This is a genomic window from Streptomyces sp. NPDC020597 (assembly GCF_044335095.1).
Taxonomy (GTDB): Bacteria; Actinomycetota; Actinomycetes; order Streptomycetales; family Streptomycetaceae; genus Streptomyces.
Genome location: NZ_JBIRUL010000025.1, coordinates 95,375 through 110,462, shown reverse-complemented (window position 1 = coordinate 110,462; position 15,088 = coordinate 95,375). Strand labels below are relative to the sequence as shown.

Sequence of the window (15,088 nt, the reverse complement as noted above, 5' to 3'; positions counted from 1 at the left end):
GGGGCCGGCGGGCGCGGGGGGGGGCTCCCGCGCCGGGGGGCTCGCCCCCCCGGGGGGGCCCTCCGGCGGGGGGGGGGCCGGGGCCCCCCCCCCCGGGGGGGGGGGGGGGGGGGGCCCCCCCCACCCCCCCCCACTCCGCATCCCCGCCCATCCCGCCCCCGACCTCTGGCCCGGAGGCGAGGAGGCCCGGGCCTCGGCCCCCCGGCCTCCAGGCCCCCTTCCACGCGCACCCCGCCCCCGGCTTTGCCTCCGGGCCCCGGGCCTCCGGGCCCTTGCCCTTGGCCCTCGGGTCTCCCGCTCCGGGCTTCGGCCTCTGGCCCGCGGCCCTCCCCGGCCTCTGGCCCGCGGCCCTCCTCGGCCCCTGGCCTGCGGCCCTCCCGGCCCCTGGCCTGCGGCCCGCGGCCCTCCCGGCCCCTGGCCTGCGGCCCGCGGCCCTCCCGGCCCCTGGCCTGCGGCCCGCGGCCCTCCCGGGCTCCGGCCCGCGGGTCCTCCGGCGCTCTGGTCTTCGGCGACCCTGGCGACCGGCTTGCGGCGGCGCGGTCGCGCGGGAGCGTGGGGACGGGGTTGTGCGGCTCGGGCCCGGGACGCAGCGCGGCGGACGGGGGCGGCGGATCCTGTCGCGGCGCCCGGGGGCATGCGCGCGACGGGATCCGCCGGACGTCTCTCAGGCCGCGGTCAGGATCTCCAGGACGGCCACCGTCCACGCGAAGCCGCCGCCCGCGCTGACCAGTGCACCCGTCTGGCCCGGGCGCAGGGCGCCGGTCCGGGTGAGGTGGGCGAGGCCGGCGAACATGTCGCCCGCGCCGAGGTGGCCGACTCCCGATCCCCAGGGCCAGGTGGTCCGCTCCGGATCGAGGTCCAGCGCCGAGAAGAACTGGAAGTCCATCTTGGCGCGGCCGAGGTGCGGCAGCACCGTCCAGTCGAGCTCCTCCTGCTTGACGTCCGCCTCCCGCAGGGCCTGTTCGAAGGCCGCCCGCTGTCCCGTGTGCAGCCGGTCGATCAGCTCCGACATGCCCATCTCCTTCACGAGACGGGCACGGGGCTCCTCCACGCTGACCGGGGTCCTGGTCTCCAGGGGTGTCGCGGCGAAGGGGTCGTCGCCCCGCCCCATCTTCTCCAGGGTCGGATCGGACACCGTCACCAGACTGCGCAGCAGCGCGAACCCGTCGGCCGTGGACAGCACGATCGCGGTGCCGCCGTCGCCGAGCACGGTCCCCGGGTCGGTGGTCCAGCGGTCGATCCCCGGCAGGCAGAACCGGTCGCCGGTGGTGACGAGGGCACTGTGCCGGCGGGCGTCCGCGCGCAGATAGGCCACCGCCAGCTCGAAGGCGGCCATCCCGCCGTTGGACAGTTGCTCGACGGCCAGCGACAGGCACGTGTTGCCGACGGCCTCGCGCTGCACGTACGAGGCGGGCGCCCACAGGTCGTAACCCTGGAAGTAGCTGCTGGCGTGCAGGACCAGGTCGATGTCCTGGGGTCCCGCGTCCGCGTGGCGCAGCGCCTCCCGTGCGGCCCGCACCGCCATCTGCGGCCCGGCCTCCGTGCCGACGCACACCGACCGCATCCGCGTGCGCCGCACGGTCCAGTCGTCGGTCAGCCCCTGCCGGACCGCCTCCTCGGCCGGCATGGCCGGCGGCAGATGAAGTCCCACCCCGGAAACGAATACCTCTTTTGCTGGCACGACCATTCCCTCCGCCCGACGGCATTCGGCCGTCGAGTCTGCACGGCGCCGCTCGGGGGCGGCTCAATGCCGGGCGGAGCCGGATTCCGTCCGCGGCTCTCGATCGAGGCTCAGGCGAACGTCGAATCTCCTGGCGCATATTGCGGCAGCGGGAAAGGCAGGAAAGGAAGGTAACCGGATGCCCATTACAGCGCAACAGCCGAATCCACCGGTCGCACTCGTGTTCCCCGGTCAGGGTGCGCAGTACCCGCGGATGGCCGCGGGCCTGTACGGGCACGACTCGACGTTCACCTACTGGATGGACGAGGCGTTCCGGCTCCTGGCCCCGGACGGCCCGCGGCTGCGGCGGGAATGGCTCGCCGAGGCGCCGTCTGCCGACTACGACGACGTGACGGTCGCCCAACCGCTGCTCTACGCCGTGAACCACGCCCTCGGGCGGATGGTGCTCGGCTGGGGCGTGCGCCCGGCGGCGATCATCGGGCACAGCGTCGGCGAGGTCGCCGCCGCGACCCTGGCCGGGATCCTCGGCTTCGAGGACGGCATACGCCTGATGCGCGACCGGGTCGTGCACTTCGCCGACACCCCGCCCGGCGGGATGCTCGCCGTCGCGGCCTCCCCCGAAGACATCGCCGACCTGCTCGGCGCGGACGTGCACCTGGCCGCGGTGAACGCCGCCCGCCAGCTCCTCCTCGCCGGGGAGCGCGAGCCGCTGGCCCGGGCCGCCCGCGAGCTGGACGGACGGGGCGTCATCTGCCGCCCGGTGCAGGCCAGGCAGGCCTTCCACAGCCCCGCGGTCGACGCCGCCGTCCGCGCGACCCTGCCCGGGTTCCGCGCGGTGCCGCTGCGTCGGCCGGCCTTCCCCTTCTACTCCGCGTACACGCCGGGCCGGCTCGCCGACCAGCAGGCGCTGGACCCCGACTTCTGGGCCTGGCAGGCGGCCCGGACGGTGTACTTCGCACCGGCGCTGACCGCCCTGCTCACCGCGCACGACTGCCTGCTGCTGGAGGCCGGTCCGGGCGACGGCCTCAGCCGGCTGGCCCGCCGCCAGCCCCGGGTGATCGCCGGGCACAGCTGCGTGCAGGCGCTGGTGCCGGGCGGCGGCCGCGACGACCGCGAGGCCGTGGACGAGGTACGGCACCGGCTCACCCTCGTCGCCGCCGGAGACCGCCATGACCGACCTGGCCACTGACAGAGCCGACGGGACCGACATGACTGAGCTGACCGACACGACCGGTGCGTCCGGGGAGCCCGTGGCCGTGGTGGGCATGGCCTGCCGCTTCCCCGGCGCCGACGACCTCCAGGGCTTCTGGCGGCTGCTCCGCCGGGGCGGCGACGCCATCGGCCCGGGCACCGGGCTGCGCGAGGGCCGCCGCCCCGGCGGATACCTGCGCGACGTCGAACTCTTCGACGCGGAGCTGTTCGGGATCTCCCCGCACGAGGCCGCCCTGATGGACCCTCAGCAGCGGCTGCTGCTCGAACTGTGCTGGCACGCCCTCGAGGACGCGCGCATCGCGCCCACGGCGGGCGGGGCGACCGGCGTCTTCGTCGGATCCTGCTCCGACGACTACGCGCTGATGAGCCGGATGTCCGCGGTGGTGGACGCCTACTCCATGACCGGCACCGCACGGACCTTCCTCGCCAACCGGCTCTCCTACTTCTTCGGGTTCACCGGCCCCAGTGCGGTCGTCGACACCGGCCAGTCCTCCTCGCTGGCCGCCCTCGACCAGGCGCTGGGAAGTCTGCGGCGCGGCGAGTGCACCACCGCGGTCGTCGCGGGCGTCCAGCTCAACCTCACCGCGACGGGCGACCGGCTCATCGAGGAACTGGGAGCGATGTCGCCGACCGGCCGCTGCCACACCTTCGACCGCAGCGCCGACGGGATCGTGCGGGGCGAGGGCGCCGGCGTGCTGGTGCTCAAGCCCCTCTCGGCGGCCCTCGCCGCCGGGGACCGGGTGTACTGCACGGTGCTGGCCGCGGCCGTCAACAACGACGGCGGAGGCGCGAGTCTGACGACACCCACCCAGACCGCCCAGCAGAGCGTGCTGGCGGAGGCCTACCGCCGGGCGGGCGTCGATCCGGCCGAGGTCGCGTACGTGGAACTGCACGGCACCGGCACCAAGGCCGGCGACCCGGTGGAGGCGCGGGCCCTCGGCGGCGTCCTCGGCCGGGGACGGCCCGCGGACCGGCCGCTGCTGGTCGGCTCCGTGAAGACCAACATCGGGCATCTGGAGGGCGCGGCGGGCATCGCCGGGCTGATCAAGACCGCGGCGAGCCTCTTCCACCGCGAGCTCCCGCCGACCCTCAACCACCGGCGGCCCAACCCCGACATCGACCTCGACGGGCTGCGGCTGCGCGTCAGCACCCGGCGGCGGGCCTGGCAGCCCGACGAGGGGCCGCTGGTCTGCGGCGTCTCGTCGTTCGGCCTCGGCGGCACCAACGCCCACGCCGTCCTCGGCGAGGCGCCCCGGCGCGAGGACGCCGTACCCGGGCCCGGTGATCCCGCGGCGGCGGCCGAGGAGCCGGTGCCCGTGCTGCTCTCCGGGCACACCGACGCGGCGCTGCGGGCCCAGGCGGCCCTGCTCGCCGACCGGCTGGACGGCCGCGACGACGTGGACCTGCGCGACCTCGGCCTCGCCTCGGCGACGACCCGCGCGGCGCTGCCCGTGCGCGCCGCGGTCGTCGCCGTCGCGCGCCCGGCCCTCGTCGCCCGGCTCCGGGAGCTGGCCGACGGGACCCACGGGGACGGAACCCGTGAGGACGGGACGACCGTCCTCACGGGCCGGCCGGGCGCGCGGCCGCAGGACGGGCCGGCGCTCGGGGACGGTCCCGGCACGGCGGCCACGGCGGCGGCCGCCGCGTTCGTCCTGGGCAAGCCGGTCGACTGGCTCGCCGTCTACGGCCCGCGGGCCCGCCCGGCGGACCTGCCCCTGTACGCCTTCCAGCGGCGCCCGTACTGGCTGGACACGACGACGTCCGCGGGCGGCCCGGCAGCCGAGGACGCCGCGCCGCAGTGGACCGGCGACCCGCTGGACCTCGTCCTCGACCTCACCGTGGAGATCCTCGGCCGCGCGCCGGGCGCCGACCTCGACCTGGACGCCACCTTCACCGACCTCGGTCTCGACTCCCGCATGGCCGTCGCGCTGCGCACCTCCGTCGCCAGGGCCACCGGCCGCGTCCTGCCGACGACCCTGCTGTTCGACCATCCCACTCCGGCGGCGCTCATCGAGGCGCTCCGGTCGGACGACACGAAAGGTCACGAGTTTCGATGACTCCCCAGACCGGACCACTGGACGGTGACCAGGAAGCCGTCGCCGTCGTGGCCATGGGCTGCCGCTACCCGGGCGGTGTCCGCACCCCCGCCGACCTGTGGCGGCTGGTCGCGGACGGCCGCGACGCCACCTCCTCCTTCCCCACCGACCGCGGCTGGCGTGCGGCGGACCTCGCCGACGGCCGCTCCGGCACGACCCGCGGCGGCTTCCTCGACGACGCCGACCGCTTCGACGCCAAGTTCTTCGGCATCTCACCCCGCGAGGCGGAGGGCATGGACCCCCAGCAGCGGGTGCTGCTGGAGACGGCCTGGGAGACCTTCGAACGCGCAGGTCTGAGCCGCGACGCCGTCACGGGCAGCAACACCGGCGTGTTCGTCGGGGCGATGGCCCAGGAGTACGGGCCGCGCCTGTACGAGGACAACCAGGGCGCCGGTGGCTACCGCATCACCGGCAGCTCGACCAGCGTCGCCTCCGGACGCATCGCCTACTACTTCGGGCTGCGCGGCCCCGCCCTCACCGTGGACACCGCGTGCTCGTCCTCGCTGGTCGCCGTCCACCTGGCGGTGCGTTCGCTGCGCGACGGCGAGTGCGACCTGGCGCTGGCGGGCGGCGTCGCGGTGATGTCGACGCCCGGCATGTTCGTCGACTTCACCCGGCAGGGCGGCCTCTCGCCCGACGGCCGCTGCCGCCCCTTCTCCGACGACGCCGACGGCACCGCCTGGGCGGAGGGCGCCGGACTGCTGCTGCTGGAGCGGCTCTCCGACGCCCGCGCGCGCGGCCACCGGGTACTCGCCGTGGTCCGCGGCACCGCCACCAACTCCGACGGCGCGAGCAACGGTCTCACCGCGCCGAACCGGGCGGCCCAGGAGGACGTCATCCGGCAGGCCCTGCGCCAGGCCGGGCTGGGCCCGCACGACGTCGACGCGGTCGAGGCGCACGGCACCGGCACCGAACTCGGCGACCCCATCGAGGCGCGGGCCCTGTCCGCCGTCTACGGCCAAGGCCGCGACGCCGAACGCCCGCTCTGGATCGGCTCGTTGAAGGCGAACCTGGGGCACGCCCAGGCCGCGGCGGGCGTCGGCGGGGTGATCAAGATGGTCGAGGCGCTGCGGGCCGGGGTCCTGCCCGCCACGCCCAACGTCTCCCGGCCCACCCACCACATCGACTGGGAGCACAGCGGTCTCGCCCTGCTGACCCGGGCCCGCCCGTGGGAGCGGGGCGACGGGCCCCGCCGGGCCGGCGTGTCCTCGTTCGGGATCAGCGGGACCAACGCCCACGTGGTGATCGAGGAGGCCGAGCCCGAGCCCGCGCGGGAACCCGCCGCCGACGCGGGCGGCCCGCTGCTGTGGTCGGTCTCCGCCCCGCACGCGGACTCGCTGCGCGCCCAGGCCAGGGCCCTCGCCGACCACGTGGACCGCACCCCGCAGGACGCGCCCGAGGACGTGGCGCACACCCTGCGCGGCCGCAGCGGGTTCCGGCAGCGCGGCGTCGTGATCGCCGACAGCCGTGCGGACCTGCTCACCGGACTGGAGTCGCTGGCCTCCGACGCCCCGCTGCCGGCCGTGCCGGGGCGCTACCGGTCGCCGACCGTGCTGCGCACCGAGTCCTACCGCGACCTGGCCGGACCGGTGTTCGTCTTCCCCGGGCAGGGGTCCCAGTGGCGCGGGATGGGTCTCGCGCTGATGGAGGAGTCGGCGGTCTTCCGCGCGAGCATGGAGGCCTGCGCGGAGGAACTGGCCCCGCTGTGCGGCTGGCGGCTGACCGACGCGCTGCGCGGCGAGGGACTCGAACGCGTCGACGTCGTCCAGCCCGCGCTGTTCTCGATGATGGTGTCGCTGGCCGCGCTGTGGAAGTCGGTCGGCGTGCGGCCCGCCGCGGTCGTCGGCCACTCCCAGGGGGAGATCGCCGCCGCCCATGTGGCCGGCGCGCTCAGCCTCGCCGACGCCTGCCGGGTGGTGGCCCTGCGCAGCCAGGCCCTGGCGCAGCTCGCGCCCCCCGGCGGCATGGCGTCCGTGCTGCTCGGCGCCGAGGAGACCGAGCGGCTCCTCAACAGCGTGGACGGGGTGAGCGTCGCGGCGGTCAACTCCGCGACCTCGACCGTGGTCGCCGGGGACGTCGCCGGCCTCACCGACCTGCTGGCCCGGTGCGAACGGCAGGGCGTCGACGCCCGGCGCATCGAGGTCGACTACGCCTCGCACACCGAGGCGATGGAGGCGCTGGAGGAACGCCTCCTCAGCGATCTCGCGGGCATCTCGCCGCGCTCCTCCGACGTCAAGCTCCACTCGACGCTGACCGGCGCGGTCATCGACACCGCCGACATGGACGCGGCGTACTGGTACGACAACCTGAGCAACACCGTGCGGTTCGAGCCGGTGCTGCGGGGGCTGGTGGAGCGACGGCACCGCACCTTCATCGAGTGCAGCCCGCACCCCGTGCTGACCTTCGGCGCCCAGGAGGTCCTGGACGCGGCCGGGGTGACGGGCACCGTGCTCGGCACCCTGCGCCGGGACAGCGGCGGCGCGGGCCAGTTCCTGGCGTCCGCCGCGGTCCTCCCCGACTCCGTGGGACCGGTGGACCTCACCCCGCTGCAGCCGGCCGGCCGCCGCATCGACCTGCCGTCCTACCGCTTCGAGCGCACCCGGTTCTGGGCGACGGCCCCGTCGGCCGCGGCCCGCGACGACGACGGCGCGTTCACCGGTGAGCCGACCGAGCTGCCCTCCGGGCAGACCGTCGTCACCGCGTCCGTCGACCGCGAGCGCCACCCGTGGCTGGCCGACCATGTGGTCCGGGGAGCCGCGCTGGTGCCGGCGACCGTGTTCCTTTCGCTGCTCGGCGAGATCGGCGAACGCGTCGGCCGGCCCGTCGTCGCCGACCTCACCCTCAGCGTGCCGCTGGCGCTGCCCGAACAGGGGACCGCGGACCTGCGGATCGTCCTCGACCCGGAGGACGCCGCCGGACGCAGGGCCCTGACCGTGCACGCGCGCCAGGCCGACGGCGGCTGGGTACGGCACGCCTCCGGCGCGCTCGCCGGCCAGGACCCGGCGCCCGCCTCGCCCGCGCGCTGGTCCACCGACGGCGCCACCCCGGTCGACGTCGACGACGCCTACCGGCTGCTCGCCGAGCGCGGCTACCACTACGGACCGGCGTTCGCCGGACTGCGCGCCCTGTGGACGCGCGGCGCGGAGATCCTCGCCGAGGTGGCGCTGCCCGACCTGGAGCCGGGCGGCTTCGCGACCGCCCACCCGGCGCTGCTCGACGCGGCCCTGCACCCGGCCGTGCTCCGGGCGGACGCGGGACTGCTGGTGCCGTTCTCCTGGCGCGACGCCGCCCTGACGGCCACCGACGCCCGGACGCTGCGGGTGCACGCGCGGCCGGACGGAGACGACCTGTCGCTCACCTTCTTCGACGGCCAGGGCCGCCCCGTCGGCACGGTGCGTTCGCTGGCGCTGCGGCCGCTGCCGGCCGAGGACCGGGGCGTCAGCCTCGAACCGGCGTGGGAGCGGCTGCGGGGCGCGGACGCGTCAGCACCGGACGGATGGGTGACGGTCGGCGCGGGCGGCCTGTGGGACCGGCCGGACTTCCCCGACCTGGACTCGGTGGCCCGTCCGGCGCCCGCGTTCGTCGTGGCCCCGCTCGGCTCCGCCCCCGGCTCGGACGGCGACCCGGCGCAGGCCGAGCGGCTGACCCTCGCCGCCGCCGACCTGGTGCAGAGCTGGCGCGCCGATGCGCAGTTCACCGCCTCGCGGCTCGCCGTGGTCACCCGGGGCGCGCTCGCCGTCACCGACCGCGAGCCCGTCCGCGACCTGGCCGCCTCGGCCGTCACCGGACTGGTGCGCTCGGCGCAGACCGAGCACCCGGACACCTTCGTGCTGATCGACGTCGACGACGACCCGGCGTCCCTGGCGGCCCTGCCGCAGGCCCTCGCCTGCGGTGAGCCCGAGGTGGCCCTGCGGGCCGGGCGGCTGTACCGGCCGCTGCTGCGGATCGCCCGCGAGAGCGGTATGCGGCCCCCGGCCGGAAGCCGCGCGTGGCGGCTCGACGTCACCGTGAAGGGCACCCTCGACGACCTCGCACTCGTCGAACACCCCGAGGCGGAAGCCGAGTTGGGGCCCCGTCAGGTGCGTGTCGAGGTACGCGCGGCCGGGCTCAACTTCCGGGACGTCACCGTCGGCCTCGGCCTCGTCGCCACCGAGAAGACCATGGGCAGCGAAGGCGCGGGCGTGATCACCGAGGTCGGCGCCGAGGTGACCCGCTTCGCGCCCGGAGACCGGGTGTTCGGCATGTTCGAACGCTCGCTGGGCCCGCTGGCCGTCGCCGACGAACGCATGGTCAAGCCGCTCCCGGACGGCTGGAGCTTCGCCCAGGCGGCCGGTGTGCCCATCGTGTTCATCACCGCCTACCAGTGCCTCGTCGACGTGGCCGGCACCGGACCGGGCGACCGGGCGCTGATCCACACGGCGACCGGCGGCGTCGGACTCGCGGCGATCCAGCTCGCCCGGCACCTCGGCGCCGAGGTGTTCGCCACCGCCCGCGCCGACAAGCAGCCGACGCTGCGCGCCTGGGGCGTCCCGGACGACCACATCGCCTCCTCCCGCACGCTCGAATTCGCCGACGCCTTCCGGTCCGTCACCGACGGCCGGGGTGTGGACGTGGTGCTGAACTCGCTGTCCGGCAAGGCCCTCGACCTCTCCCTCGGCCTGCTGGCGCCGGGCGGCCGGTTCGCCGAGATGGGCAAGACCGACCTGCGGGACGTGGCCGCCACCGAGGCGGCGCACCCCGGGATCACGTACCGGGCGTACAACATCCTGGGCGTCGGGCCGGACCGGATCAGCGAGGTTCTGGAGGAGCTCGTCGCCCTGTTCGAGTCGGGCGCCCTGCGCCACCTGCCGGTGCGCACCTGGGACGTGCGGGACGGCCGGGTTCCGCTGCGGATGCTCAGCCGGGCCCGCCACCAGGGCAAGCTCGTGCTGACCACCCCGCGTTCCTACGACCCGCTGCGCCCGACGCTGATCACCGGCGGCACCGGCGGTCTCGGCGCCGAACTGGCCCGGCGCCTGGTCGCCGAGCGGGGCGCGCGGCGACTGGTGCTGGTGAGCCGCAGCGGCCCGGCCGCCGAGGGCGCGGCCGGGCTGAGCGCGGAACTGACCGCGTCCGGGGCCGAGGTGTCCGTCGTGGCCTGCGACGTCGCCGACGCCGACGCCGTCGCGAAGGTCGTCGCCGAGCACCAGCCCGGCAGCGTCTTCCACACCGCCGGCGTGCTGCGCGACGGGCTGCTCACCGGCCTCACGCCGGTCCAGCTCCGGGCGGCGCTGCGGCCCAAGGTCGCCGGGGCCTGGCATCTGCACCGGCTCACCGAGCACCTGGACCTGTCGGCGTTCGTGCTGTTCTCGTCGGTGGCGGGGGTGTTCGGCAATCCGGGCCAGGCGAACTACGCGGCGGCCAACACCTATCTCGACGCCCTGGCGCAGTACCGCCGGGCCCGCGGGCTGGAGGCGACGTCGCTGGCCTGGGGCCTGTGGCGGCAGCCCACCGGAATGACCGGCCATCTGACCGAGGCCGACACCGCCGCGCTGGCCCGCATCGGGATCGCCCCGCTGGACAGCGAGGACGGGATGCGGCTCCTGTTCGAGAACCTGGCCTCGCACGCTCCGGTCCGGGTGCCGCTGAGGCTCGCCCCGGAGCAGCTGCGGCCCGGGAGCCGGGCGGCGCGACTCCTCGAAGGGCTGCCGGACCTTCCCCGCCACGACGCGCCGTCCGCCGCCCCGGCGCCGGCACCGGCGCCAGCACCGGTATCGGCGCCCGCGCCCGTCGCCTCGCCCGCCGTCGGGCCGGCGCGGGCCACGGACCCGTCCACCGCAGCGGCTCCGGTCACGTCCCCGGCGACCGCCGCCGCCGTCCCCGCGGCCGCTGCGGCGCCTGCGGCGGGCGGTGACCTCATGCAGCTGGTGCGGACGCACACCGCCGAGGTGCTGGGCTACCTCGAACCGTCCGCGATCGGCGCCGAGGACTCCTTCAAGGAACTCGGCTTCGACTCCCTGCTCAGTGTCGACCTGCGCAACCGGCTCACCGCCGCGACCGGGCTCCGGCTCCCCGCCGGCGCCGTACTGGACCACCCGACGCCGCGGGCACTTGTCAACTTCATCTCAGGACTGGAGGGCGCGTGATGGCACGCGACGCCGAAACCGTCACCACCGAAGCACGTACCGAAGCAAGCACCGAAGCAAGCACCCAGGTCACCGTCGACGGCGTCACCGAAGTGACCCACCGCATCGAGGTGTCGGCCCCGGCCGGCGCGGTCTACCGGATCGTCGCCGAAGTCGGTCTGTGGCCGCTGTACTTCCCGCCCACCGTGCGGGCCGAGCGCACCGGCGGCGACGAGACGGACGAACGGATCCGGATCTGGGCCCTCGCCAACGGCGAACTGCGCACCTGGGAGTCGCGCCGCCGGCTGGACCCCGCCGGGCTCCGCATCGAGTTCGAACAGATCCAGCCGCGCGAACCGGTCGCGGCGATGGGTGGGACCTGGCGCATCGCCGAGCGGCCCGACGGCGGCTGCACGGTGGAGCTCGACCACTTCTACCGGGCCGTCGACGACGACCCGGTGGCCCACGAGCGCATCACCCGGGCCGTCGACACCAACAGCCGCTCGGAGCTGGAGCACCTCAGGCGGGCGGCCGAACGCGGGGACGCCGAGCGGGAGCTGCTGTTCGACTTCGCCGACACCGAGACCATGACCGGCTCGATCGAGGAGGCGTACGCCTTCATCTACGAGGCGTCCCGGTGGCCGGAGCGGCTTCCGCACGTGGCGCGGCTCGAGCTCCGTGAGGAGGAGACCGGGCTGCAGTTCATGGAGATGGACACCCGCTCCCCGGACGGCTCGCTGCACACCACGGCGTCCGGCCGGGTCTGCGAGCCGTTGCGGCGGATCACCTACAAGCAGACGATCCTGCCGCCGGTGCTCCACGCCCACAACGGGGAGTGGCGGTTCGAGGAGGGCCCCGACGGCACCGTGAAGGTCACCTCCTACCACCAGGTCCTTCTCGACCCGGCGGGCATCGACGCGCTGCCCGACCCGCCCAAGACGCTGGCGGACGCCCGGCAGGCGGTGCGGCACGCGCTGGGCTCCAACAGCCGCGCCACGATGGCCAAGACCCGCGCCTTCGTCCAGGCCGGGTGAGGAGGACGTCATGACGACCCAGACGACCGAGCAGATCGGGACGGCCGGGACGGCCGGGAAGCCCGGGGCCACGGGCTCGACGGGCGCCGGGGCCCCGGCCGGCGCCGCCGAGGTGCTGAAGCGGGTCCGGGAGTTCGTCCGCGCGGAACTGCTGTCGAAGGACGAGTACTTCGACGGCCTGCCCGAGCAGCCCACCGCCGAGTCGGCCCGGCTGCACGCCGCCGGGCTGGCCAACTGGTGGATCCCGGCCGCGTACGGCGGCGCCGGCGCGTCCCTCGCCGACAGCGTGGACATCGTGTCCGAACTGGCCTACGGCGACGCCGGCTTCGCGTTCGGCTCCTTCCTGCCGGTGCTCGGCACCGTGATGCTCCAGCTGCACGGCGAAGAGGAGGTGGCCCGTCCCGTCCTGGAGCGTCTCGTCCGTGACGGCGGGCGGCTGGGCATCCTCGGCAGCGAGGAGGACGCGGGCAGCGAGCTCAACCGCACGGCCACCACCTTCCGCCGCGACGGCGACGACCTGGTCCTCGACGGCGAGAAGTACTTCTCCACCAACTCCGACCCGGCCGACACCCTCCTCGTACTCGCCCGGTCCGCCGACGACGACGGCGACTACGCGGTCGTCGCGGTGCCCCGCGCCACGCCGGGGGTGGAGATCGTCAAGCGCTGGGACATGCTCGGCGTCCGCGGCTCGGGCACCTACCGGGTCCGGCTGCGCGACTGCCGGGTGCCCGCGGCGGGCCGGCTGCGCGGCAACGGGCTGCGCCTGCTGGAGATCGGGCTCAACGCCAGCCGCATCCTCATCGCCGCCACCGCGATCGGCGTCGCCCGCAGGATCCGGGACCTGTCCATGGAGTACGCGGCCGAGAAGCGGATCAAGGGCGCTCCGCTGCGCGAGAACGCCGTGTTCGCCGCCAAACTCGGCCAGATCGAGATGACGATCGAGGTGATGCGCAACCAGTGCCGGGCGGCGGCGGCCGAGCTCGACCGGTTCCTGGCGGCGGAGAACCCGGCCGCGGCCCTGTACCGGGTGGGCACCCTGCGCTCGGCGCTGGCCGCCAAGCTGTACTGCGGCCAGGCCGGCTGGGAGGTGGCGACGACCGGCTCGGAGATGTTCGGCGGGCTCGGCTACACCCACGACCATCCCATCGGGAAACTGGTACGCGACCTGCGCTACGTGTCCATCGTGGAGGGCGGCGACGACGTGATGCGCGAACTGCTCTACGCCCGGTACGTCGTCCCTGCGGGCAAGCGCCGCTGACGGGACGGCACACGACGGCGGAGGGGAGGGGCCGGTCGGCGGGCCCCTCCCCTCCGCTTCGCGCCGGACGCTCCCGGAGGACTCAGCAGGCCCCTGAGGAGGGCCCGGCCCCCGGAGGGCTCGGAGTCCCCCGGGGGTCCGACCGCCCCCGGGGGTTCGACCGCCCCCGGGGGTTCGGACGTCCGCGGGGGATCAGGCGTCCTCGGGAACCGGCGGCGCCTGGCGCACGCCGGGCACGGTCACCCGGGCCGGCGGCAGCACACCGTCCACCAAGTACCCCTCCACATAGGCCTCGAGGCGCGGATTGCTGCCGCTCAGCACATAGACCTCGTGCTCGCCGGAGTCCTCCACCAGGATCAGATGATGGCCGAGGCGCTCCGCCAGGGCCTCGCCGCCCTCGCGGTGGTCCATCGGATCGCCGTCGGCCTGCACGACCAGGCCCGCCGGATAGCCGTCCCGGGCGAGCACGGTCGGCGGCTCGGGCGACCGGAAGGTGCGGAACGCGCCGACCCAGGGCGCCGCCCGCAGCACGCCGTGCCCGTAGGGGTAGCGCTCCCGGCAGACGCGCATGTCCGCGTAGTACGTCTCCAGGTCGGTCGGCCACTCCGTCTCGAGCGTCACCGCCTCCAGGACGCTCTGCTTCCACTGCTCGCTGGCCCGCGCCCCCCAGCCGCCCGTGGCGTGCTCGGCCAGCAGCGCCGCCGTCCGCTCGTCGGCGCCCTCGGCGAGCGCGTCCCGCAGCGCCCCGACCAGCAGCCCCAGCCGCTCCCACGCCGAGCGGTCGGTAGCCAGACCGCCCACGATGCCGTCGAACGACGTCCGCACGGACGCCCCGAGCCGGCCCTCCAGTTGCGCGGCGACGCCCTCCACCGCGGCGACGGTCAGCGCCGCCGTCGTCCCGAGGGCGAAGTGGTTGTCGCGCCGCGCGGTCCACGCGGCCCAGCGGTCCACGTTCTCGCGGACCGCCCGCGCCTGGGCCACGAACTGCTCACGCCAGGTCCAGCCGGGGTGCACGCAGGAGTCGAGCACACTGCGGTCCAGGCGCTCGGGGAACATCGTCCCGTACACGGCGCCGACGTAACTGCCGTACGCGTAACCGAGGAAGTTCAGCTTCTCCTCACCCAGCGCGACCCGGACGGCGTCCATGTCGCGGGCGAGGTTGCGGGTGTTGACGTGCGGACGCATCTCGCCGCCGGCCCGCCGGCACCCCTGCTCGCGCTCGCGCATGTCGGCGGCCATCGCCTCGAACACCGAGTCCGGCGGCCGCGAGTCGAAGGGCGCGGTGGTGGGGGTGACCTCGATGCGCAGCGGCGTCGAGGCGCCGGTGCCGCGCGGGTCGAAGCCGATCAGGTCGTACACCTCCGCGAGGGGGGTGCCGGCCAGCCGGGCGGGCATGCCGGTGCCGAGGCCGCCGTCGCCGCCGGGCCCGCCGGTCACCCCGATCAGCACGCCCCGCCGGCGTGCGGGATCCGTGGCGGGAAGCCGGCTGACGGCGAGGGTGATCTGCGCGCCGTCGGGATCGGCGTAGTCGAGCGGGACCTCGAGCGTCGCGTACTCCAGGCGTTCGCCTGGTCCTGCGGCCGTCCACGTGAGCCGCTCGCCGGTCTTCGGCATGGGTGCCTCCTGTGCGCCATGAGTGCCGTACGTACCGGCCAGCCTCCAGCGTGGCTCTCGAACCGACCTGGAGTGCCGGGCGCACCGAC

The 15,088-nt window shown here is 75.5% G+C and carries 7 protein-coding genes; 5 read left to right on the top strand and 2 right to left on the bottom strand.

Going from position 1 to position 15,088, the window contains the following annotated elements; all coding sequences use genetic code 11:
• Positions 1 to 664 precede the first annotated feature (664 nt).
• Positions 665 to 1,651: a ketoacyl-ACP synthase III family protein gene (locus ACH4ZA_RS31685; protein WP_319275502.1), complete on the bottom strand. Its 987-nt coding sequence runs from the start codon at positions 1,649 to 1,651 to the stop codon at positions 665 to 667.
• A 208-nt stretch (positions 1,652 to 1,859) separates the two neighbouring features.
• On the opposite strand from ACH4ZA_RS31685, the gene ACH4ZA_RS31680 reads away from it, so the two are divergent.
• The 5 genes from ACH4ZA_RS31680 to ACH4ZA_RS31660 are packed head-to-tail and all read left to right on the top strand — an operon-like array spanning position 1,860 to position 13,385.
• The gene (locus ACH4ZA_RS31680; RefSeq protein WP_398432669.1) at positions 1,860 to 2,870 is read left to right on the top strand and encodes an acyltransferase domain-containing protein; all 1,011 of its coding nucleotides are present in this window, start codon (positions 1,860 to 1,862) and stop codon (positions 2,868 to 2,870) included.
• 19 nt (positions 2,871 to 2,889) lie between these two features.
• Complete coding sequence (locus ACH4ZA_RS31675; RefSeq protein WP_319275499.1) at positions 2,890 to 4,950, top strand: beta-ketoacyl synthase N-terminal-like domain-containing protein; 2,061 nt, start codon at positions 2,890 to 2,892, stop codon at positions 4,948 to 4,950.
• A complete protein-coding gene (locus ACH4ZA_RS31670; RefSeq protein ID WP_398432668.1) occupies positions 4,947 to 11,114 on the top strand; it encodes a type I polyketide synthase in 6,168 nt (2,055 codons plus the stop codon). The genes ACH4ZA_RS31675 and ACH4ZA_RS31670 overlap by 4 nt, the downstream gene beginning before the upstream one ends.
• Entirely contained in the window at positions 11,114 to 12,127 is a 1,014-nt protein-coding gene (locus ACH4ZA_RS31665; RefSeq protein WP_319275495.1) for an aromatase/cyclase, read from the top strand. The genes ACH4ZA_RS31670 and ACH4ZA_RS31665 overlap by 1 nt, the downstream gene beginning before the upstream one ends.
• A 10-nt stretch (positions 12,128 to 12,137) precedes the next feature.
• Positions 12,138 to 13,385 (top strand): acyl-CoA dehydrogenase family protein, encoded by a 1,248-nt coding sequence (locus ACH4ZA_RS31660; RefSeq protein ID WP_319275493.1) that lies wholly within the window; start codon positions 12,138 to 12,140, stop codon positions 13,383 to 13,385.
• 192 nt (positions 13,386 to 13,577) lie between these two features.
• Here ACH4ZA_RS31660 and ACH4ZA_RS31655 read toward each other — a convergent pair whose 3' ends face one another.
• A complete protein-coding gene (locus ACH4ZA_RS31655; RefSeq protein ID WP_319275491.1) occupies positions 13,578 to 14,999 on the bottom strand; it encodes an alpha/beta fold hydrolase in 1,422 nt (473 codons plus the stop codon).
• Positions 15,000 to 15,088: the final 89 nt, after the last annotated feature.

Coding starts and splice junctions, on each gene's coding strand:
- ACH4ZA_RS31680 (WP_398432669.1), top strand. CDS start 1,860: ATGCCCATTACAGCGCAACAGCCGAATCCACCGGTCGCACTCGTGTTC.
- ACH4ZA_RS31670 (WP_398432668.1), top strand. CDS start 4,947: ATGACTCCCCAGACCGGACCACTGGACGGTGACCAGGAAGCCGTCGCC.
- ACH4ZA_RS31675 (WP_319275499.1), top strand. CDS start 2,890: ATGACTGAGCTGACCGACACGACCGGTGCGTCCGGGGAGCCCGTGGCC.
- ACH4ZA_RS31660 (WP_319275493.1), top strand. CDS start 12,138: ATGACGACCCAGACGACCGAGCAGATCGGGACGGCCGGGACGGCCGGG.
- ACH4ZA_RS31665 (WP_319275495.1), top strand. CDS start 11,114: ATGGCACGCGACGCCGAAACCGTCACCACCGAAGCACGTACCGAAGCA.
- ACH4ZA_RS31655 (WP_319275491.1), bottom strand. CDS start 14,999: ATGCCGAAGACCGGCGAGCGGCTCACGTGGACGGCCGCAGGACCAGGC.